The following is a 19,273-nucleotide window of genomic DNA, read 5'->3' as shown; positions in this document are numbered from 1 at the left end:
CCAACGACCCGAACGAGTCCGAGCTGCACTCCATCCTGTGGCCAGCTATCGGCCGCGACGCGGACCAGCCGATGTTCGTCATCTCGCAAAAGACGCTCACCGGCCACTCCAAGGCGGGTGCCGCGCTCTTCCAGACCGGCGGTATCATCGACGTCTTCCGCACCGGCCGCATCCCGGCCAACGTGTCGCTGGACTGCGTTGATCCGCTCATCGCGCCGAAGGCGAAGAACCTGGTGTGGCTGCGTTCGCCGCTGGATCTGGCAGCCGCGGGCCGCAACGTGAAGGCCGCGGCGCTGACCTCGCTTGGCTTCGGCCACGTCAGCGCGCTCATCGTCTACGCCCACCCCGGCGTGTTCGAGCAGGCCGTGTCTCAGCAGCGCGGGGCGGATGCAGCTGCCGAGTGGCGTGAGCACGCCGAGCAGCGCCTGCGCGCCGGCCGCGCACACTTCGAGGCCGGAATGCTGGGCCGCGCCCCGCTCTTCGAGGTCATCGAGGGCCGCCGCCTACCGCACGCCGACGCCAAGGTGATGATTGACGGCTACGGTCTCGTCGACGCCGACAAGGCCGCGGAAATCTCCATGCTCCTCGACGCCGATGCGCGCCTGGGCAGCAACGGTGAATTCCCGGGTGCGTAACCTCTAGCAATTAGGGCCAGTTCAAGTACGAACTGGCCCTTTCCTTTCGGACTAACCTCGTTTCGCTCTATGTCGCGACGATATTTGCTCACCAACGCTTTTCAATTAAATGTTCCATCACACGCTTTCAAACATCCGCCGAAAAATATTGACAAGCATGATTACGGAATCAGCGATTATGCCAGCTTCACGGCGCGATGAGTTCGGTGCGTGTTTTATCGAATGAGCTAACGAAACTGCCTTACGAACAAAACTACGCAGTTCACTATTCGCTGGTCCTGGAAGTTCTACTTCAACAACTCGTGCCAGCCGGTTTTTGAGTTTCCCGCATTAAATTTATCCGCATCATCACCATTCCGTAAGTGACGAGTTTCGTCAAAGGCTACGCGGTTCAATTCATGTTGGCGGACATGAAAAACTGACCAGTGGCGGACACGGGATTTAGGGGTTTGGGGAGTTTTTATTGGGGGTAGGAAAACAAGGGGTCTTCATCCGATGTTCGATAGAAGAGTCTAACCGGACTCATCTAGCGAAAAGCATGGACGGACCTGACTCCGTCTCTAATCAGCAGCAATTGTCTTCTAGAAGAAGCAGGGGTGAAGTTGAGGTGTCAGGCCTGTGGCCCCGCCGTCGCCGATGGTGACTCCAACACCGGGTTCCTCGTGCCTATCGAAGGCAACCACAGCACGCGGCCGCGCGCCGTCGGCACGTTCCGTGAAATCACATGTGCCAAGCTTCACGGACCTCATGCCACAGGTGCGCCCGACACCGAACAACACGGCTCCCATCGGTCGGCTGATGCATCACGTCATCGTCGTTCGGACTCGAGGAGCATCCCAGCGCTAGATCGACGTCACAACAGGGCTCTGAACCAGAGGGGATAAGTTCGCTTACCATACTCCAACAGGACGAGTCAATCATTCGAACACGCCCTGCCCCCGTGGTGTCCGCCACTGGTCAGTTTCTCATGGCCATAGGCGGACTTTTTTATGTCCGCCTCCGGTCAGCTTTTCATGTCCGCTAACAATTCATCGAGAATGCGAACCACCCGATTACCGACATCACTGAAGTCACTTTGAATATTTGCAAAAGCAAACTTCTCACGGAGCTCCTTGATTTCTGTATCAATCCGCACCCATCCGGTAGAATCCCGCGGGCTAACAGGAGAAACCAATTTTCCTTGAAGCTGCGCATCTTCGAGGCCTTCGACATGCCTCTCAAACGGATCAAATATTGCGCTAAGAATCCGCCGTCTAGCTTGATAGCTTCCTTCAGCATCGTTCTGTTTCCAATAGTCTTTAAACGAAGACTCATGACGCGCGACGCTATTTAGTACCGGTAGGGCGGTATCGAGTACCGACCGGTGCGGATATCGGGTACCGGGGGTAGTTTTTGGGCACTCTTTAGTGGACGGCCCGCGCAGTGTGTACGTGTGGATCGCGTTCACGTGGAAGGAGTGATGGTGGTGACGGATTACCGTGCCATCATGTTTGCCTTGGTTGCCGGGAATCGTTCCTGGAACCAGATTCGAGCCGATTTAGGGGTCTCGAAGTCGACGATTGATAAGGGCAGTCGCGTTGTAAGGGACCATCAAATCGATGCTCGTGGGATTGCTGGATTGTCGAATGCCCAGTTAGAGGAGCTATTTCCGGATAACCGGCGTCGCAACGATGCGGAGTTCCTCGCACCGGATTTCAAAAAGGTTGCCGAGCGGATGGTCTCTGGCAAGCGCGTGACGTTGAAAGTCGCGCACGCCAAGTACCTGAAGTTACCTGTTGGTACTGGTCAGCGTCATTATTCGTATCGACAGTACTGTTCGCTGTTTGAGCATTATGTCGATGTTCATCAGCTGTCAGCGCAACTGAATCACGATCCCGGTGACGAGCTCATGGTGGACTGGTCGGGCGATGGAATGGTCGTTGTGGATCCGGTCTCGGGCCAGCGGTTTACCGCGCACTTGTTTGTAGCTTCATTGCCGCACTCAGGGATGAGGCATGTATCGGCGTGGCCGGATCAAAAAATGCGGTCGTGGCTTTTAGCCCACCGTGCGGCTTTGGAGTGTTTCGGTGGTTGTCCGCTGCGGTTGATCCCGGATAACGCGCTTACAGCCACGCAACAGATTTCCCGTGGGCTGCGGGGGCGTATCCCGGTTGCGGAGTATTCCACATTTGCCGATTTCTATCAGATAGGTATTACTGCGGCGAAACGCTACCGGCCGCGGTACAAGGCGAATATTGAAAAGGCCGTGGATATTACCCAGCAATGGTGCGTAGAATACCTCGACGACCAGGAGTTCTACAGTTTCGACATGCTCAATAAAGCACTCGAGGACCAAAGCGATTTCATCAACGATCGCCGTCCCTACCGCGGGCAGGATATCTCTCGTCGCCAGTTGTTTGAAGACCATGAGCAACAGCTGCTGCGCCCGTTGCCCGACCGGCGGTGGTCGTGGTCGCGGTGGAAGAAGTCCAAGGTCGCAATGAACTACCACATCCGGATCGCCAATCACTGGTATTCAGTGCCGTGGAAGCTAGCGGGCAAGTTCGTCGACGTGCAACTCTTTGATGACTATCTGGATGTCTTCTACGACGGTGAGATTGTTGCTTTACATCGTATTGCCCCTGCTAATTATGGCTACTCCACCTTGGATGAGCATGTCCCCGACAACCATAAGGACTTAAACACCCAGTGGAACCGGCAACGCTTGGAAGACTGGGCGAAAAGTATTGGGACAGCGACAGCACAGCTCATCGGCCAGATGTTTAACGCTCGTAAAGTCGAAGCCCAAGCATATTCTAGCGTTCTGGGCGTACTGAACCTATCGCAAGGCTCCATCCACGCTCACCTGACCATTGTGATGGCAGCGATGGCCACAGGCCACGTGTTGGAAGAAGCCTCGGGCCTGTCGCTGAAGCGATTGGTACGAATCTTGAAGAAATACCGATCGTTTACCGTCGAAATCTCAGGCCACACACTCCACGCACAAACCGACCTGCCCGCCGGCGTCCGCGAACTCGCCGAAAAGCTACCCCAACTGTCTGACTAAAATGACCTAAGTCAGGAAACGTTAGCGTTAAAACGTTAGCGCTTTAACGTCATAACACTAACACTAAAAACACCACTCAACCACCGCAATCATTGGGCAAGTTGGCCATAGTCAAAGCTGTGACCCTGGAAATTCGAAAGACGTCACAGCAACAAACCACCACCCCAGACAACCTTCACATGAGATGCCTTTTAAACATTATAAAATATGTCACACGTTCCCTTAGAGAATTAAATTATATTTTTCATTGACTGTGCCTTGGCTCACTGCTACCCTTTCTGTAACTTCACTCATGAAAGGAGGAGGCCAATGTCATTCGATTTTGAAGTGATTTCCACCCAGAATCTGATGGAAGCCCACCGCGTTGGACAGGCATAAAACATCAGACAACCACGGGGACCTGAATACATTCGGGCCCCCTTTTTACTTTAAGGAGAACAATGTCCTTGATATCATTCCGGACCGCCCATGAAGTTAGGCCTCTAGGGGATGGCAGGTCAGTTGTTGGATCAAACACGGCAGGAATCGGGCACTATGTCCAGGATCCAGACCACCATCTCCAAAAATTGAATAAAATTTTAAACGGCACCCTAAATCAGCAAGAAGCTACCGAACAGATCGCTAAGCAAACGGGAATTTCTCCCTTTAATGCACATACTCTGCTCGAGAAGCTAATCCAGCTAGGACACATTGAGGCCATTTCTCAACCCAACTTAACCCCAGAACAACAGACTCGTTTTTCTCGCAGTACTGCGCTCTACTCATGGCTAGGCGGATTTGGGAAATTTGATCGATGGGCTCCTCAAGAAATTATCTGCTCGTCGAGCATTTGTATTTTAGGGGCCGGAGGCATTGGATCTAGCATCGCGTTACAGATGGCCGCAAGTGGAATAGGAAAAATAACTCTCGTTGATTTTGACACTGTCGAGTTGTCCAACCTGAATCGACAAATTGCTTATTCGGAAAAATCTATCGGCAAATTAAAGACTGATGAACTCAAAAATAGGATTAGAGAGTTAAATAGCGATTGCTCAGTACGTACGATCGAGCGAAAAATTGAAGGAGTAGAGGAATTAATTCCCATTTTCAAGGAAGCAGATCTAGCTATAAGAGCAATCGACAACCCACCCGAATCGGCATATTGGGTATCAGAAGCCGCAATAGCCACCAAAAAGCCCTGGATTGACTGCAGCTACGCCGGGCCGATGGCGGTTTGCGCGACTTTTGTCCCCGGAACGACAGGGTGCTACCGATGCCTTCGAGAAAGTGAAAAACAACGGCTGCAACAGAATAATACTTCTGGACTCTACGAGGAAACCCCTCTTGGAATTAACGCTGCGATAGCACCTATCGTGTCAATAGCCAGTGCATTGGCTTCACTCGAAGCCTTAAGGTTCTTAGTCTCAAGAACCAACTTATCTATGGGCAAAGTTCTACATCAAAACCTTGCAGACTATTCAAATCAATATTCCATTGATTTCCCCTCGTCTTGCCAACATTAGCCTTCATGAAAGGACTAAGAAATGGCCACCTTAATGAGTATTCCTGGCTATCGCCGCTTAGTCGGAACAATGGCGTTCAACCAAACTGGTTATGCAATGGCTTCAGTAATAGTTCCACTATTGATTTTTGACATAAGCAAAAACGCCACACTGGCAGGATCAGTATCAGCTTTTGGAACAGGTTCGCTTATTCTTTTGAGCCTGTTTGCCGGTGCATTAACAGATAAGTTTCATCCCTCAGTAGTGCTAAAACTAGTTACTCTCGCTCAAACGATCATTTGGATCAGCATTGCTCTCATGCTCTCCTTTAGTGATCTTCCGTTACTCCCCATAGTTTTATGCATCGTTCTCGCTTCCGCGCTCTCTGCATTCGACGCACCAAGCGAACAAAGTCTCATCAAGCAGATGGTCCCTACAAGCGATCTAGGTACAGCAAATGCTATCGCGCATGGACGTGAATCCACTGCGGAAGTTTTCGGCGGACCGAGCGCCGGACTTCTTTACGGTTTAAACCCCCACTTAGCTCTTTTTGTCCAGGGAGCATTCCATGCCATCGCCTGCGCTCTCGTTCCTCGAAAGCCTAATTCAGCGTCAACAAATCAGCTACCCGAAGAACACGACACAAATGTTTCTGTTCTAAAGTCCTCGACTGATGGGTTCCGTTTTGTATTTAGCCACACAGGGCTGCGCGCAATCACTCTCGTGGCAGCCGTTGCCAACATTCCAATGTCAGCTTTTATCTTGGTACTGATTTTTTCATACCGCGCTACAGGAGAATCTGCATTCATTATCGGTTTGATTTCAGCATCTTTTGGATCCGGTGTCATCGTAGGTTCTTTTTTGGCCAGCAAGCTAGCAGAGGTTGTACCACTAGGAAAACTTGGCACTATAGCTTTACTTACCTTCACAATAAGCCTTATTGTGCTTACCACACTACATAGCAATACGGTCGCCACCATCATTGCTTTGTTTATCGCGGGTCTACCCCTAGCGTCTTTTAATACTGCAATTGGGGCTTTTACTGCCGCCATTACCCCTGACTACCGAATGGGCGCAGTAACCACAGCTTCTACCATTCCTGGAATATTTCTCATGCCATTCGGAGCATTTCTCGCTGGCTTTGGATTTGAGCACTGGGGAGCTTCAACAACACTCGGACTCATTTCAACATTCGCGCTCATTGCCACCATGATGACGCTAACCTCAGCGGTTCGCGGAATACCATTGCTATCTCAACTCGACGAAGTTCAATCCTGATAGTTCCACTCTGCACTGTAATGCTCTTAAAATAAGGATTACCCCATAGAACGATTAAGCCAAATAACTTTCGACGACATATACCTCATCTCCCCGTCCAGTTGGAATGATTGAAACACCGTAATGCTCCCAGACCTAATCAAAATCCAGGACTTCCAGAAAGAGAACTCTGGGCGACTGGTGAGCGACGGTTTCAAGGAGCCCGACCCCCGGAAAGTAGACACCGTGGGGTGAACAAAATGTAGGTGTAAGCCTATCAGGCCTTAAGCGGCTTGGGACTCGAACTCATCGGGGGTTTGGTATCCGCACCATGTGTGCCGACGGCACGTGTTGTAGCGCACGCACCACCGGAATACGTCTCTGCGGCAGATAAGTTGATTGGCGAAGGTCTTTGTATCTTTGAGGACCTCCCGTTTTAAAGCCGCGCTGAACGACTCAGCGAGCGAATTATCCGCGCTGGTTCCCACCGCGCCCATCGACTGGGTAACGCCCAAGCGCCTGCATGTTGCCTGGAACTGCGATGAGGTGTACACGCTTCCGTGATCTGAGTGGAAAATCGCACCGTCTAGACCTCCTCGCAGGTGGGAAGCGTTTTCGAGGGCTTCTTCTACCAGTTCGGTGCGCATGTGATCTGCGATAGCAAAGCCGATAAGTTTGCGGGAGAAACAATCAATAGCTGTTGCTAAGTACATGTTCGTTCCGTCTGCGATCGGCAGATACGTAATATCGCCGACAAGCACACGATTTGCAGCGCAGGCGGTGAAGTCACGGTTCACCAAGTCTGCGAACACGCGCCGGCCTTTGTCGCGCACAGTGGTCTTGACCCTGCGCTTCTTCTGAAATCCGAACAGGTTCTGGGCCCGCATCAAGCGGGCCACCTTTTTGCGATTGATCCGCTTGGCAGGGGTTGTAGCACCGTCGCGACGTGTGGGATCGTTGAGTTCGGCAGTGATGCGACGAGCGCCCCACACGCCGTTTTCAGCATCGAAAATGGCCTGGATCTCCGCGGCCATCACAGCGTCATCTACAAGGCGCGCACGGCGCCGCGGAGCCGATTTCTTCCATTTGTAGTACGAAGACCGATTTAGGCCCAGGACTGTGCACATCCGCTTGACCGAGTAGTCGGCGAGATTGTCACAGGCGAACTGGAAGCGGATCACTAGGTCGTCTCTTCCGCAAAATACTTCGCGGCCTTGCGCAGAATATCGCGCTCTTCACGAAGCCTTTTGTTTTCGCGTTCTAACTGGCGAATTCTTTCCGCATCAGCAAGCTTTTCTACGGGTGACGATGCATCATCATCCTTAGGCACGTTGGTGCCGAATTGCTTGTACCAGTATCCCAAAGTCGAGCGATTGATCCCGAGTTCTTCTGCGACCTTGCGCATCGAGGTATGACGTGAGCCGCAGTCGACAACCGAACAAAATCATCGAAAGCCTGTCCCGACTCTGATTCATGGAAGTAAACAACGTTCTTCTGCGCTACTTCTCGCGAAGGATCCTGCGCCACATCGAGGTTTCCCGACCTCAGTCGCGTAATTGAGGATTTGGCGCGGCCATAGGCTTCAAGCAAATCGAACAAGAACTCGCGATCGTATTCGGCACGGCCGCCTAGTTTCGACGTTCGTTCTTCGACCGCGCGCAGGTTCAACTTTGCCATTGTGACGCCTCTATTCCCTTTATCAATTCACGAAAATCTACAGCTCAACCGGGCAAGACCACGATCAAGGGGCCGCCACAGACAAACCTTCGATAATCATAACAAGGCTCACTTGGTGTAATGCCGGCTTCGTCTCTCCGGCCTCAAATTCCGCTGCCTTCATATCAGCATCACTTCAGCTTCTCGGAACTCTCCTGTTCCAGTTCTCGTGCCGACCGCAAAGAAGAATATTCTTTAGCAATCAATCGTCCCCGCTTACGCAAGACTTCGAGGTTATATCCGGCTTCTGCCTCGTCTGCACAACATTGAAGCATCTTACCGGTTACTGGAGCTCCGTTAATCTTTTGTGCTCGCAGTCCACCGGGATAACAGCTATCCCGGTAAACTAGGACATCAATCTACCGAGATAAACCTTATCCCCAATGCCCCAAGCGCATGAGAGGAGTCAGCTGTGGCAAAGACAGTCGAATTGGAATGGATCCCTGCTGATGGCAGCGGTCTTTCTCGACGCGCCAAGCAAGGCGGGAAGTATTATGCTTTTGTTCCCGATCCCCTCGCAGGTATGTCGTTGAAGCTTCCGTCCGAGCTCTCGCGACGTATCGTTCGCATCGAGCGGGAGATTCACAATCTTGGGATGAGAGACAATACCCACTCCCTTGAAGGAGTTGCGCGACTCCTGCTCCGTTCTGAGGCCGTCGCTTCCTCCCGGATCGAGGGAATTGCTCCGAACTCCGACAAAGTGGCCATGGCGATCCTCGCGCGTGAATCAGATTCCGACATTCGGGGTTTCAAAGAATCCGCAACAGCTGTCGCCCGCAATGTCGCCATCCTCGACACCATCAATGCAGACTTGGCTTACAAAGACGAGCTGGTCCTGGATGACCTTGTTGCAATACAGACAGCGCTCGTTGCAGAAAAGCCTTTACAAGGAGTACGTACTACTCAAAACTGGATTGGCGGATCTGGCTATCACCCCATCGATGCAGCTTTTGTTCCCCCGCCTCCCGTGCAAGTCCCAGAACTCCTCGATGATCTCATTGAATACTTCAACGGGGCAGACCACGCCGCGCTCGTTCAAGCAGCGCTCGTTCATGCACAGTTCGAGACCATCCACCCATTCCCGGATGGGAATGGGCGCGTGGGACGAGCCATGATTCACGCACTTTTGCAGCGCAGAGGGCTCACCGATGCTGCGGTTCTCCCTGTCAGTATGGTGCTGGCAACGCTCGGTGACCGTTACGTCGACGGACTCACGAAATTCCGCGAGGGTGACGTGCTGGCATGGATCTCTTTCTTCGTCGAGGCTGCACAAGTCGCCACCACCAAAGCAGCTGAACTTGCGGATAGCGTCGCCGCGCTAGAAGCAGAATGGATGGACAAGGTCAATCACCACCGCACTGCGCAAGGAAGCAAGCGCGCATTGAAATCGAATTCAACGGAGTTCCAACTGCTCAAGAAGCTTCCTGCCATGCCTTTGGTCACGGTGTCCATCGTGAAGTCCGAGCTGGGGATTTCATCGACAAGCACGGCCCGAGATGCTCTCGATTCACTCACCGACGCTGGCATTCTGCGTAAGAAAGTCATCGGTGCGGGCGGGCTTCTCGGTTACTTCGCTGACGATGTTTTCATGTTGGTCGACGATGCTGAACGCCAACTCGCCTCGACGCAGTTTAATACTCAGCTTTCACCCCCGACCGGCCGAGCAGTTCCAGCCCTTCGCGATAAATAAGCAGTAATCAATAGTGGTCACGCACTTCGTTTCCTTGCATAAGGCAAAGCGTCGTGCTGATGCGACGCTGCAGGAGGAGGGGGCGTCGGAAAGCTCAAAAGAGACCGTCACTAAAAGTGACGGTCCCATCATGGCGCAGGTTAGGTGCCCTTGACGTTGAGGATCTGGCGCAGGGTGTGCTTGACCTCGACGAGCTGGGCGGCATCGGCCATCACGCAGTCGATGTCCTTGTAGGCGTCCGGAATCTCATCGACGAACTCGGCGCCGGGACGGTAGACGATGCCTTCCATGCGTGCGGCAAGGTCCGCCTCGGTGAAGCGGGCCTTGGCCTGGGTGCGCGACATGACGCGACCCGCGCCGTGCGGCGCAGACTTGAGGCCCGGCGGGTAGCCCTTGCCTTCCACGACGTAGCTAGTGGTGCCCATCGAGCCGGGGATGAGGCCGCGGTCGCCTTCGTCCGCCTTGATGGCGCCCTTACGCGTGAGCCACACATTTTTGCCGTAGTGGCTCTCACGTTGGGTGTAGTTGTGGTGGCAGTTGATGCGCTCGAACTCGAGGGTCTCGCGATCCGCGCCGGACCAGGTGGCGACGCAGTCGAGGAAGCGGTCCATCATCTCATCGCGGTTGAGCAGCGCAAAGTGCTGTGCCCAGTGGAGATCCGCAATGTAGGAGTCGAACTCTTCCGTGCCCTCGACGAGGTAGGCCAGGTCCTTGTCCGCGAGCTGGATCCAGTGCTTCTCGCAGTGACGCTGCGCGGCCTCGATGTGCTCCTGTGCGATCTTGTTGCCCACGCCGCGCGAGCCAGAATGCAGGAACAGCCAGACGCGGTCCTCTTCGTCGAGACACAGCTCGATGAAGTGGTTGCCACCGCCCAAGCTGCCCAGCTGCTGACGCCAGTTTTTGGAGTGGCCGAGATCCACGCCGGTGTCCTGGGCCAGCTGCGCGAGCTCACGCGTACGAGCCTCGGTGCGCGGGTCCATCATCCAACCGTTGTAATTGCCGGGCGAGAGCGGAATGGAGTCTTCGACTGCGGTGCGCAGGTCCTCGAGCGCGAAGTCCTGGATATCCGCGTGCGTGAGGTGGGTCCGCACGGCAATCATGCCGCAGCCGATGTCCACGCCGACGGCCGCCGGGATGACGGCACGCAGCGTGCCGAAGACGGTGCCGACCGAGGAGCCCTTGCCAAAGTGGGCATCAGGCATGAGCGCCACATGTGGGTAGACGAAGGGCAGGTCAGCGACGAGTTGTGCCTGCGCCACCGTCTTGTCTTCAACAATGGAGGCGAAGTTGTGCAGGCGCATAAGAGAGCCTTTCTCTGCGTTTGCGTAACGCAGTTCGTGAGAAAGGGCCTGCTTGGGCGGCTGACTTATAAGTTGTGCGCGCGGGTCGCGCGGCTGGCACCAACGTCCGGGATAAGCAGGGCCGCTTTCCCGGGAAATGGTCAAGTCAGCCTGTTAGAAGAGTTGCTTAAAGAGGCGTCCTAGCGGCTGATTGTTATGGGTCATCATCGCGGTTCGCCTCCTTTATGCTTTCTTGTTCTTCTTCTTTCGGGCTGTTAGTGCTGCGTGTGAGCCTACACGATCTACGCGATTTCTACATGCGATTGATGATGCAAGGAAATTCACCCAGCCACGAAAACTTGACACCGTCCATTCAACCGCATTCACTGCCTGCTCATTTGTTCGTCCGTCTGGCGGGGTGTCGTGCGCCGTGACAAGCTTCGTTTAATCGTTCAGCCCGCCTCGCCCTAGTCGAGAGTGGGCTGGATCTTTATCTTGGTTATGCAGCAAGAGTGCACTGGGCAAGGCCGACGTCGTGGTCGCCGGCGGCATCGACGAGCGCTTCATCTCCCGCGCCAACGACCCGAACGAGTCCGAGCTGCACTCCCTGCTGTGGCCAGCGATTGGCCGCGATGAGGATCAGCCGATGTTTGTCATCTCCCAGAAGACACTCACCGGCCACTCCAAAGCGGGTGCCGCGCTCTTCCAAACCGGCGGCATCATCGACGTCTTCCGCACGCACCGCATCCCGGCGAACGTGTCCCTGGACTGCGTCGACCCGCTTATCGCCCCGAAGGCGCCGAACCTGGTGTGGCTGCGCTCCCCGCTGGACCTCGGCTCTGCGGGCCACAGCGTGAAGGCCGCGGCGCTGACCTCGCTCGGCTTCGGACACGTCGGCGCGCTCATCGTCTACGCCCACCCCGGCGTGTTCGAGCAGGCCGTGTCCCAGCAGCGCGGGGCGGACGCCGCCGCCTCGTGGCGTGAGCACGCCGAGCTGCGCCTGCGTACTGGCCGTGCACACTTCGAGGCCGGCATGTTGGGCCGCGCCCCGCTGTTCGAGGTCATCGAAGGCCGCCGCCTCCCGGCACAGGACGCCAAGGCCGCCGAGATTGCCATGCTTCTCGACGACTCCGCGCGCCTCACCGAGGACGGCACCTACCCCTCCGCCTAGGGCGCTGGCCCCTAACAGCAAGCCCTAAGAACAAGCCGAGGACGTCCGCAAAGAAGCGGGCATCCTCGGCTTCTTTTCTGCCTGCACCCTTCGCCTCGTGATAGTTTTTCGCATAAGGCACCGTTTACTTAATTGCGAGACTTCTACGAACCAGAGGACGAAGCATGGATATTGAAAAATTCCTCATAACAGCTGTCGGCTCACTCAGCGTCATTTCCCTTGCCGGTTGGCTCATCGCTGATTACGAGTGGTCAACCAGGGCCACGACGGTTATGGGGTTTGGATTCCTAGTCTCAGCACTGATTAATAAGCGCGGGCAAGAAAAGGCCGCTGGCCACCGCCAGGTTTCGGAAGAATCTGCGCAGTAACAGTGTGCCGGGCAGTTAGGAGCGCTCCCCGGCTAGCTGCTTTCCCAGGTGCAGTAGCCATGCGGCGATTATTATCGGGACTCATCTGACGCTCTCCTGAAAGAAGCTACTCATGACCCAACCTCCGTATCCGCCGCACACTCCACCCCCAGGCCCCGGTCAGCAGAGGCCGCACCAGCACGGGGGACCACAGCAGAACCCCTATGCCAACCAGCCTTTCCCACCCTTAGGCACTCCCCATAACAATCCTGGCGGCGGTTACGGGGCTGCCCAGCCCCAGCCAGAGCCACTAAAGAAAAAGTCCGTCGTTGGAATCATCGCCACGGTTCTCGCCGTTCTCGGCACAATCATCGCCTGCATCCCCGGCATCTACGCCGCAGGCTGGATCCTTCTCCTCGCAGCGCTTATTACCGGCGCGGTCTCACTTTTCCTCAGCAACCAGTCAACTGCGTGGGGAGCAGTCGCCCTGATCATCACTGTGGTGGGCAGCTTGATCGCCTCGGTCGTCTTTTTCTTCTTCATGGCCGCAAAATTCATCGGTTCTCTTCCGGACACTACGCAAACACCCGAAATATCAAGTTCTGTCGTGGGCACGACGGTGCGCCCCTGGGATGAGGAGGAGACGCTGGACAGCACGGGCTCCCCCACCCCAACAGCGACGGAATACTACAACAGCGTTCCTGATGAGAACGGAAACCAAGTCCTTGAGGAAGGCACGCCCGGTTCGCGTTCTAACCCGCTACCGCTCAACACGACGCTGAAAGGGCCGGAATGGCACGTGGATGTCAGCAACCTCAACTTCGATGGCACGGACGAAGTCATGGCCGCGGACCCTTCCTACAAGCAGCCGGACGAGGGGAAGAAATACCTGGTCTTTGATTTGACCTTGACGTACGTGGGCAACGAGACCGACGCCGGCTCGGAAATGGCGTTCCTTTACTTCGGCCCGGGCGAGGAATCGAATGGGCAGCCCCTCATGTGGGATGTCAATGGGTTTATCGACGTAGACACTCCCTTCCAGCCGCAAGAGAAACGTACCGGCCGAGTGGCTGTCAGCGTGCCTGAGAACGGCGCGGAAGACGGCCTGTTCGGCATCGTCGTGCCGGGCACCGAGATTCCCTTCCACCTCGCTTTGAAGTAGGCAGCGTTACCTCCGGGAGGCTTCACAGGTGCCCTATCTGCCAAACTTAGCGCCGCAGCGCGGGGGCAAGGTTTTGGCATCTAGGCGCGTTTTTCCCCTGCTTTCTCTGGCTCTTCTGCCGCCTCGTTCTGTTCCTGCCGCGCGTTGTCTGAAATCTCTCGCGCCCTCTGCTCCAGGTTCTCTTGGGCGCGGGCCTGGGCTTGGGAGGAGCTATCAGAGCGCGGCGGGGCTTGGATAAATCGCTCGGAGTGTAGCCCCAGTTGCAGTTCCTTGGCACGCAACACCTCAGCATCAATCTTGATGCCGACGATCAACACAGTGTTCATCAACCACGTGGCCACGAAAACCGCCATGACGGTACTCAGTGCACCATAAGCGCTGGCCGCAGCAAGATACTTCAGGTAGAGGCCTACCAATCCCCAGGACACGACCGTGCCCACGAGCGCCACCACGGAGCCATAGGTAATCCACCTAAAGCGCCCGGGCCGCACGTTGGGGCTGAAGTGATAGAGCACCGCGATAAGCGTGAGAACCACAACCACGGTGACTGGGAAGCGCAGCCAGTTCCACACTGGGAGAAAGATTCGCACCAAGTACGTGGCGGCATCTTCTAGTCCTACGTTGCGAGCAAGCGGAATCAGCCCCTCATTAAGAACTGCATCACGCAGCAAGTTGGCAAAAAGCACGATGACCGCGCCGACCACGATGACTGCTGTCAACCCCCACATTAGCGCCCACGTCCGGATGATGCCACGACCCTCCACCCGGCCGTACACGGTATTGGCTGTCCGCGAGAAGGCCCGCACATACGCCGAGGCAGAAAACAGCGAAATGGCCAGGGAGATGATCAGCGCCAACGTGCCCTGCGCGCTGGAGCCGATAATCGTGCCGACAATCATGTGGGCTTGCTCAGAAAGCGAACCGGGGACGTACTGCTCAATGAACTCAGAAGTCAGCTGCTCCACTTCCTCTTGGCGGGAGGAGAAGATGAGCGTGACAATGGAGTAGGCGGCCAGCACCGTGGGCGCAAAAGCCATAAGCGTGAAGTAGGTCATCCCGGCGGCGCGGTCCATGAAGGCATCGTGGAAAAAGTCATTCCACGTGCGGCGGATGACCAGCCCCCAGCTCTCCTTGCGCAGGCGATTACCTTTGGCGAGGGGGTTGCGCTCGTCATCATGGCCTTGAACCTCAAGGATGGTCGGGCCCTTAAACGGCACGATTGTCTCCGGCTCCTCGGCCGACATAGCGTTGCCGTCAATCTCCTCTTCGCTCATATCTGACCAGCGTATGCGGCACAGCCCGCATTCAGGGGAAGGACACTCGGGCCACAGGCTAAGCCGTGGTTACACTGGGAAAGCATGACTGAGAAGAACACCGAGAACAAGATCAACGTAAAGTCCTTCGAGCTCGACCACCGGCTTGTCGACGCCCCCTATATCCGCGTCGCCGACCGCACCGACCTGGGCGGCGGAGTCGAGATTATCAAGTACGACCTGCGCTTCTGCCAGCCCAACAAGGAGCACCTCGGCACCGAGGCAATCCACTCGGTGGAGCACATGATGGCCAACTTCATGCGCAACTACACCGACAAGCTCATCGGTTTTGCCCCGATGGGCTGCCGCACCGGCTTCTACGCCATCACCAACGGTATGGAGCAGGACGAGCTGCTCCGCGCCGTCGAGGGCGCGCTCAATGACATCCTCAACGCCACCGAGGTTCCCGCCGCCAACGAGGTACAGTGCGGCTGGGGCGCCCACCACTCACTCGAGGGCGCACAGGAGGCCGCACGCGATTTCCTCGCGGCCAAGGATGAGTGGCTCAACGTCATGACCTAAGCGGCGGTGAAAGCTTGGGGCAATGGAGCCCTAACCGCTAGTGCTCGAGGCGTCGGATCTGGATGCGGGAGAAAAACAGCCCGGCGACGCCGATCCCCAAGACGCTCGCCATTAAGGTGCAGCGCGCTGCGCTGAACTCCGCGAACAGGCCTGGGACCAACAGCATCGCCACCGCGCAGAGAAGGGCCGAAACAAAGAGGAGGATGGCAAAGAGTACGTCTTTGGGGATGTACATGCGAGGTCCTTTCTGGGCGCCTAGTGTTTGCGGCGGCGAGCTAGCAATTCAACGCTATTTTAAATATTGCGCACTTATATTTCTACCCCTAGCCAGATGGGCTCCGGCTCCAGCGTCACACCGAAGGCCTTCTGAACCCCGGCGCGAATCTCGCGGGCCAGCGCAACGATGTCGTCTGCAGTGGCCTCACCGCGGTTGGTCAGCGCCAGGGTGTGCTTGGTGGACAAGGTTGCCTTCGCACCCGATTCTTCACCCGGGTAGCCCTTTGCAAAGCCGGCGCGCTCGATGAGCCACGCAGCGGAGAGTTTTTCCTTATCTTCTCCTCTTTCTCTCGACGTGGTGGTCCCACCCACCACGTGGCGCGGCATGCGGTCCGCATCCTCGTCGCCGCGGGCGGCGCGGACGGCTTCCTGGATGGAATCGGCAAGCTGCGGTTCCACGATGGGGTTGGTAAAGAAAGAACCGGCTGACCAGGTGTCGTGGTCTTCTGGGTCGAGCACCATGCCCTTGCCGCGACGCAGCTTCAGCACTTCCTCACGGACTTCCGCGACCGGGCGGCGCTCACCGGGGTTCTGGGTGAGCTGGCCAAAGCGCAGGGGTGTGGACAGTCCATCGGTGGTCAGCTGCAGCTCGATAGCCAGCACCACGCCGCGTCCAGTGAACTTCAGGTTGGAGTAGCGATACGCCAGCTCTAATTCTTCCGCCGGTACCCAGCTCGCGGTCCGCGTAGCGCGCTCATAGAGGTAGACCTGCGTGAGGACGTCGGAGGTCTCCGCGCCATAGGCGCCGACGTTCTGTACCGGTACGGCACCCGCATTGCCCGGGATGCCGGACAGGCACTCAATGCCGCCCAGGCCGCACTCCACGGTCAGGGCCACGACGTCATCCCACACCGCGCCCGCATCAGCGCGCACGAGGCCGTTGGCCACGGTGACATCGATATCCTCGAAGTCGAGCACCACGACCACGACATCCAGCTGACCTTCCGCCACCACGAGGTTGGAGCCACCGCCGACGACGAGGTAGTCCTGGGAGGCGTCGTCAAGCGCGGCCAAGGCCGCAACCGCCGACTCAGCGCTGCCGCAGCGCACCGTCACCAGCGGTGCACCACCGATGCGCAGCGTCGTGAGATCGGCGAAGGTGGTCTCGGAATCCAGCGTGACTCCGTCAATGTCAGCGAGGGTCAGGAATTTATCTAGCACGTCTACCAAGGTAGTCTGTAACTCATGTCAACCCGTAGCGAAAACACCGTTATCATCAACCAGCCCATCGATAAGGTGCACAAGGCACTGACCACTCAGGAGTACTGGGACTTCATCGTGGCCAAGCTGTCCCCGGAACCGGGTACCGTGCACGAGTTCACCGGCAACACCGCTGTGCTCTACGAAATTCTTCCGACCTCCCTCCTTCCGGAGGCCGTTCGCGCCATGGTCTCCCAGGATCTGAAGGAAAAGCGCACCGTGACCATCGGCGAGTTGGTCGACGAGCAGATTTCCGTCTCCTTCACCGCTGACGTCAAGGGCACCCCGGTCGACTTCAAGGGTGACATCACCTACAAGGCCCAGGATGAGACCACCGTTCTGGATTACGTCACCGAGGTTTCCGTCAACATCCCGATGATGGGCGCTGCCATCGAGCCGAAGGTCGCTGAAGCTCTGCAGGAGCTCTACACCAACGAGGGCAAGCTCACCGAAGAGTGGATCTCCAACAACCTCTAAACAACTCCCTACACCACAGTTGTTGCCATGGCCGATCACGCGCATAACCTGAAGGCTCAGGAAAGCGCTGGTCGGCCTTTTGGCGTTGTTACCCGCGGCACCACCAACCCCAACCGCCTGCGCCGCTGCGATCGGTGGATGGTGGCGCACCCGGAGATCTCCTCGCTGTTGCGCTCCACGAGTAAGCCGCTGGCTCTCGACGTCGGCTACGGCGCTTCCCACACCACCACCGTGGAGTGGGCCGGCTGGCTGCGCAGCGTTAACCCGCATACCCGGGTAACGGGCCTAGAGATTTCCCCCGAGCGCGTCCTGCCGCCGCGCGATGGTGTCAGCTTCGAGCTCGGCGGCTTCGAGCTTGCCGGCTACCGCCCGCAGCTGGTGCGCGCCTTCAATGTGCTGCGCCAGTACGACGTCGACCAGGTGGAGAAAGCCTGGAACACGGTGACTTCACGCTTGGCTCCCGGCGGCTACTTCGTGGAGGGAACCTGCGACGAGCTGGGACGCAGATCGGCCTGGGTGCTTCTCGACGCCTCCGGCCCGCGCACGCTGACCCTCGCCTGGGATCCCTTCGACGTGGAGCGCCCCAGCGATATTGCGGAGCGCCTTCCCAAAATCCTCATCCACCGCAACGTGCCGGGTGAACCGATCCACGAGCTCTTGCAAGCGGCCGACGCCGCCTGGGACCGCGCCGCCGGCTGGTCTCCATATGGCCCGCGGGTGCGCTGGCGCATGGCGCGCGAAGAACTCCGGCAGACAGTCCCCATCCACCCGGTGAACCGCCGCCTGCGGGACAACGTTCTCACAGTGGATTGGGACCTGGTAGTTGGCCAACTTTAATCCAGTGCGCCACACTAGTAGTCATGGCTTCTTCTAAATCTCCCGCCTCGACGGCCTGGAAAATTTTCATCGGCGTACTGGTGACGCTCCTGCTCATCATCTTGCTTGCTGAGCTCGGCCTGCGCTGGTTCTTGGGTTCTCAGATGAAGAGCCAATTTACCCAGTCCGCCAAGGAGCAGGGCGTGGAGACCTCCGAGGAACCGGAGGTGAGCTTTGGTGCCAGCCCTATGGTCTTTGGTTTGCTCAACGGCAAGATTCCGCAGATGGATATGAAGACCCCGTCCACGCTGAAGATTGAGGGCACCACCATCACCGGCCAACCGGCCGCTGATGTGCACGTCGAAGACATGACGCTGTCCAAGGAGCCGGTTGCGGGCACGCTGCGGGCTTCGACGACGGTGCCGGATCAGTTCCTGCTCGCCAGCTTCCAAAAGGCCATTGCTGAGCAGTCCGGCTATGACGCCTTGGGCAACCTGGTGGTCACCGCGATTACCGCCAACGATGCCGAGGACGACCTCGAGGTGGAATTTGCCGGTGGCCTAGCCACGCTCTCGCTCAAGCCGGAGGCTCGCGACGGCAAGCTCGCCATCGATGCGAAGGAAGCATCGCTCTTCGGCTTCGACCTGCCCGAGCAGGCGACCTCCGCGATCTCGAATGCCTTGGCCGAAGGCATGGAGGAACAGCTCGCGGGCCAGCAGCTGACCTTTGAATCCGTGGATGTTGGGGCTGGGGAACTGACGCTCACCCTCATTGGCCACGACGTTCCAATGAGCGAACTCGATTCCGCCACCGCGCCAGCACAGCAGGCACCGGCTAATTAAGAATTAAAGGGGCTCTTCCGGTTTCGGGGTGCGTAGCGGGGT

General features: G+C 56.9%; 16 protein-coding genes and 2 pseudogenes. 12 read left to right on the top strand and 6 right to left on the bottom strand.

Annotated elements, in window-relative coordinates:
* A partial coding sequence (locus tag HMPREF2993_RS05435) for a hypothetical protein (RefSeq protein WP_168166768.1) occupies nt 1–635 on the top strand: 635 nt, incomplete at its 5' end.
* Between the two features lie 1,003 nt (nt 636–1,638).
* On the opposite strand, the gene HMPREF2993_RS13850 is transcribed toward HMPREF2993_RS05435, so the two are convergent.
* Nucleotides 1,639–2,082: a hypothetical protein gene (locus tag HMPREF2993_RS13850; RefSeq protein WP_232745279.1), complete on the bottom strand. Its 444-nt coding sequence runs from the start codon at nt 2,080–2,082 to the stop codon at nt 1,639–1,641.
* 18 nt (nt 2,083–2,100) lie between these two features.
* Here HMPREF2993_RS13850 and istA point away from each other — a divergent pair, with 18 nt between their 5' ends.
* The 3 genes from istA (at nt 2,101) to HMPREF2993_RS13090 (ending at nt 6,440) form a co-directional block, all read left to right on the top strand.
* Nucleotides 2,101–3,681: an IS21 family transposase gene (gene istA, locus HMPREF2993_RS05425; protein WP_158013202.1), complete on the top strand. Its 1,581-nt coding sequence runs from the start codon at nt 2,101–2,103 to the stop codon at nt 3,679–3,681.
* A 440-nt stretch (nt 3,682–4,121) separates the two neighbouring features.
* Complete coding sequence (locus HMPREF2993_RS13095) at nt 4,122–5,183, top strand: HesA/MoeB/ThiF family protein (RefSeq protein ID WP_083318707.1); 1,062 nt, start codon at nt 4,122–4,124, stop codon at nt 5,181–5,183.
* Nucleotides 5,184–5,216: 33 nt separating this feature from the next.
* Nucleotides 5,217–6,440 (top strand): MFS transporter, encoded by a 1,224-nt coding sequence (locus HMPREF2993_RS13090; RefSeq protein ID WP_168166767.1) that lies wholly within the window; start codon nt 5,217–5,219, stop codon nt 6,438–6,440.
* Nucleotides 6,441–6,703: 263 nt separating this feature from the next.
* Here the strand turns inward: HMPREF2993_RS13090 and HMPREF2993_RS05420 are convergent.
* A pseudogene (locus tag HMPREF2993_RS05420) lies at nt 6,704–7,827 on the bottom strand (IS3 family transposase); the annotation flags it as partial.
* 720 nt (nt 7,828–8,547) lie between these two features.
* Between HMPREF2993_RS05420 and HMPREF2993_RS13595 the strand changes: the two are divergent.
* Nucleotides 8,548–9,825 (top strand): Fic family protein, encoded by a 1,278-nt coding sequence (locus HMPREF2993_RS13595; protein WP_070701434.1) that lies wholly within the window; start codon nt 8,548–8,550, stop codon nt 9,823–9,825.
* 140 nt (nt 9,826–9,965) lie between these two features.
* Here the strand turns inward: HMPREF2993_RS13595 and HMPREF2993_RS05405 are convergent, their stop codons facing one another.
* Nucleotides 9,966–11,126, bottom strand: coding sequence for an RtcB family protein (locus HMPREF2993_RS05405; protein WP_070701432.1), 1,161 nt, complete (start codon nt 11,124–11,126; stop codon nt 9,966–9,968).
* A 547-nt stretch (nt 11,127–11,673) separates the two neighbouring features.
* Here HMPREF2993_RS05405 and HMPREF2993_RS05400 point away from each other — a divergent pair.
* The 3 genes and pseudogenes from HMPREF2993_RS05400 to HMPREF2993_RS05390 form a co-directional block, all read left to right on the top strand.
* Nucleotides 11,674–12,276, top strand: a pseudogene (locus tag HMPREF2993_RS05400) (hypothetical protein); the annotation flags it as partial.
* A gap of 164 nt (nt 12,277–12,440) precedes the next feature.
* Nucleotides 12,441–12,644 carry a hypothetical protein gene (locus HMPREF2993_RS05395; protein ID WP_046647827.1) on the top strand — a complete coding sequence of 68 codons (204 nt, stop codon included), beginning with the start codon at nt 12,441–12,443 and terminating at the stop codon, nt 12,642–12,644.
* A gap of 112 nt (nt 12,645–12,756) precedes the next feature.
* Nucleotides 12,757–13,785, top strand: a complete 1,029-nt coding sequence (locus tag HMPREF2993_RS05390) for a hypothetical protein (protein ID WP_070701428.1) — start codon at nt 12,757–12,759, stop codon at nt 13,783–13,785.
* Nucleotides 13,786–13,865: 80 nt separating this feature from the next.
* On the opposite strand, the gene HMPREF2993_RS05385 is transcribed toward HMPREF2993_RS05390, so the two are convergent.
* Complete coding sequence (locus HMPREF2993_RS05385) at nt 13,866–15,059, bottom strand: YihY/virulence factor BrkB family protein (protein WP_246822369.1); 1,194 nt, start codon at nt 15,057–15,059, stop codon at nt 13,866–13,868.
* A gap of 84 nt (nt 15,060–15,143) precedes the next feature.
* Between HMPREF2993_RS05385 and HMPREF2993_RS05380 the strand changes: the two genes are divergently transcribed.
* Nucleotides 15,144–15,620, top strand: coding sequence for an S-ribosylhomocysteine lyase (locus tag HMPREF2993_RS05380; protein ID WP_070516422.1), 477 nt, complete (start codon nt 15,144–15,146; stop codon nt 15,618–15,620).
* A gap of 37 nt (nt 15,621–15,657) precedes the next feature.
* Here HMPREF2993_RS05380 and HMPREF2993_RS05375 read toward each other — a convergent pair whose 3' ends face one another.
* The gene (locus HMPREF2993_RS05375; protein WP_070516424.1) at nt 15,658–15,855 is read right to left on the bottom strand and encodes a hypothetical protein; all 198 of its coding nucleotides are present in this window, start codon (nt 15,853–15,855) and stop codon (nt 15,658–15,660) included.
* A 74-nt stretch (nt 15,856–15,929) separates the two neighbouring features.
* Entirely contained in the window at nt 15,930–17,057 is a 1,128-nt protein-coding gene (locus HMPREF2993_RS05370) for a UDP-N-acetylmuramate dehydrogenase (RefSeq protein ID WP_070701426.1), read from the bottom strand.
* 24 nt (nt 17,058–17,081) lie between these two features.
* Here HMPREF2993_RS05370 and HMPREF2993_RS05365 point away from each other — a divergent pair, with 24 nt between their 5' ends.
* Genes HMPREF2993_RS05365 through HMPREF2993_RS05355 form a run of 3 tightly spaced genes read left to right on the top strand, consistent with a single transcriptional unit; the run spans nt 17,082 to nt 19,231 of the window.
* Complete coding sequence (locus tag HMPREF2993_RS05365; protein ID WP_046647832.1) at nt 17,082–17,573, top strand: DUF2505 domain-containing protein; 492 nt, start codon at nt 17,082–17,084, stop codon at nt 17,571–17,573.
* A gap of 27 nt (nt 17,574–17,600) precedes the next feature.
* Nucleotides 17,601–18,410, top strand: coding sequence for a class I SAM-dependent methyltransferase (locus HMPREF2993_RS05360; protein WP_046647833.1), 810 nt, complete (start codon nt 17,601–17,603; stop codon nt 18,408–18,410).
* 23 nt (nt 18,411–18,433) lie between these two features.
* Complete coding sequence (locus tag HMPREF2993_RS05355) at nt 18,434–19,231, top strand: LmeA family phospholipid-binding protein (RefSeq protein ID WP_046647834.1); 798 nt, start codon at nt 18,434–18,436, stop codon at nt 19,229–19,231.
* Nucleotides 19,232–19,273: the final 42 nt, after the last annotated feature.

The sequence above is a fragment of the Corynebacterium sp. HMSC068G04 genome (genome assembly GCF_001814885.1).
Taxonomy (GTDB): domain Bacteria; phylum Actinomycetota; class Actinomycetes; order Mycobacteriales; family Mycobacteriaceae; genus Corynebacterium; species Corynebacterium hiratae.
This window is presented reverse-complemented; position numbering and strand designations above follow the sequence as displayed.

What these genes read in the sequence shown, in the direction of transcription:
- HMPREF2993_RS05355 (WP_046647834.1), top strand. Translation starts at nt 18,434, where the DNA reads ATGGCTTCTTCTAAATCTCCCGCCTCGACGGCCTGGAAAATTTTCATC.
- HMPREF2993_RS05405 (WP_070701432.1), bottom strand. Translation starts at nt 11,126, where the DNA reads ATGCGCCTGCACAACTTCGCCTCCATTGTTGAAGACAAGACGGTGGCG.
- HMPREF2993_RS05380 (WP_070516422.1), top strand. Translation starts at nt 15,144, where the DNA reads ATGACTGAGAAGAACACCGAGAACAAGATCAACGTAAAGTCCTTCGAG.
- HMPREF2993_RS05385 (WP_246822369.1), bottom strand. Translation starts at nt 15,059, where the DNA reads ATGAGCGAAGAGGAGATTGACGGCAACGCTATGTCGGCCGAGGAGCCG.
- HMPREF2993_RS05360 (WP_046647833.1), top strand. Translation starts at nt 17,601, where the DNA reads ATGGCCGATCACGCGCATAACCTGAAGGCTCAGGAAAGCGCTGGTCGG.
- HMPREF2993_RS13095 (WP_083318707.1), top strand. Translation starts at nt 4,122, where the DNA reads ATGTCCTTGATATCATTCCGGACCGCCCATGAAGTTAGGCCTCTAGGG.
- HMPREF2993_RS13090 (WP_168166767.1), top strand. Translation starts at nt 5,217, where the DNA reads ATGAGTATTCCTGGCTATCGCCGCTTAGTCGGAACAATGGCGTTCAAC.
- HMPREF2993_RS05395 (WP_046647827.1), top strand. Translation starts at nt 12,441, where the DNA reads ATGGATATTGAAAAATTCCTCATAACAGCTGTCGGCTCACTCAGCGTC.
- HMPREF2993_RS05390 (WP_070701428.1), top strand. Translation starts at nt 12,757, where the DNA reads ATGACCCAACCTCCGTATCCGCCGCACACTCCACCCCCAGGCCCCGGT.
- HMPREF2993_RS05375 (WP_070516424.1), bottom strand. Translation starts at nt 15,855, where the DNA reads ATGTACATCCCCAAAGACGTACTCTTTGCCATCCTCCTCTTTGTTTCG.
- HMPREF2993_RS05365 (WP_046647832.1), top strand. Translation starts at nt 17,082, where the DNA reads ATGTCAACCCGTAGCGAAAACACCGTTATCATCAACCAGCCCATCGAT.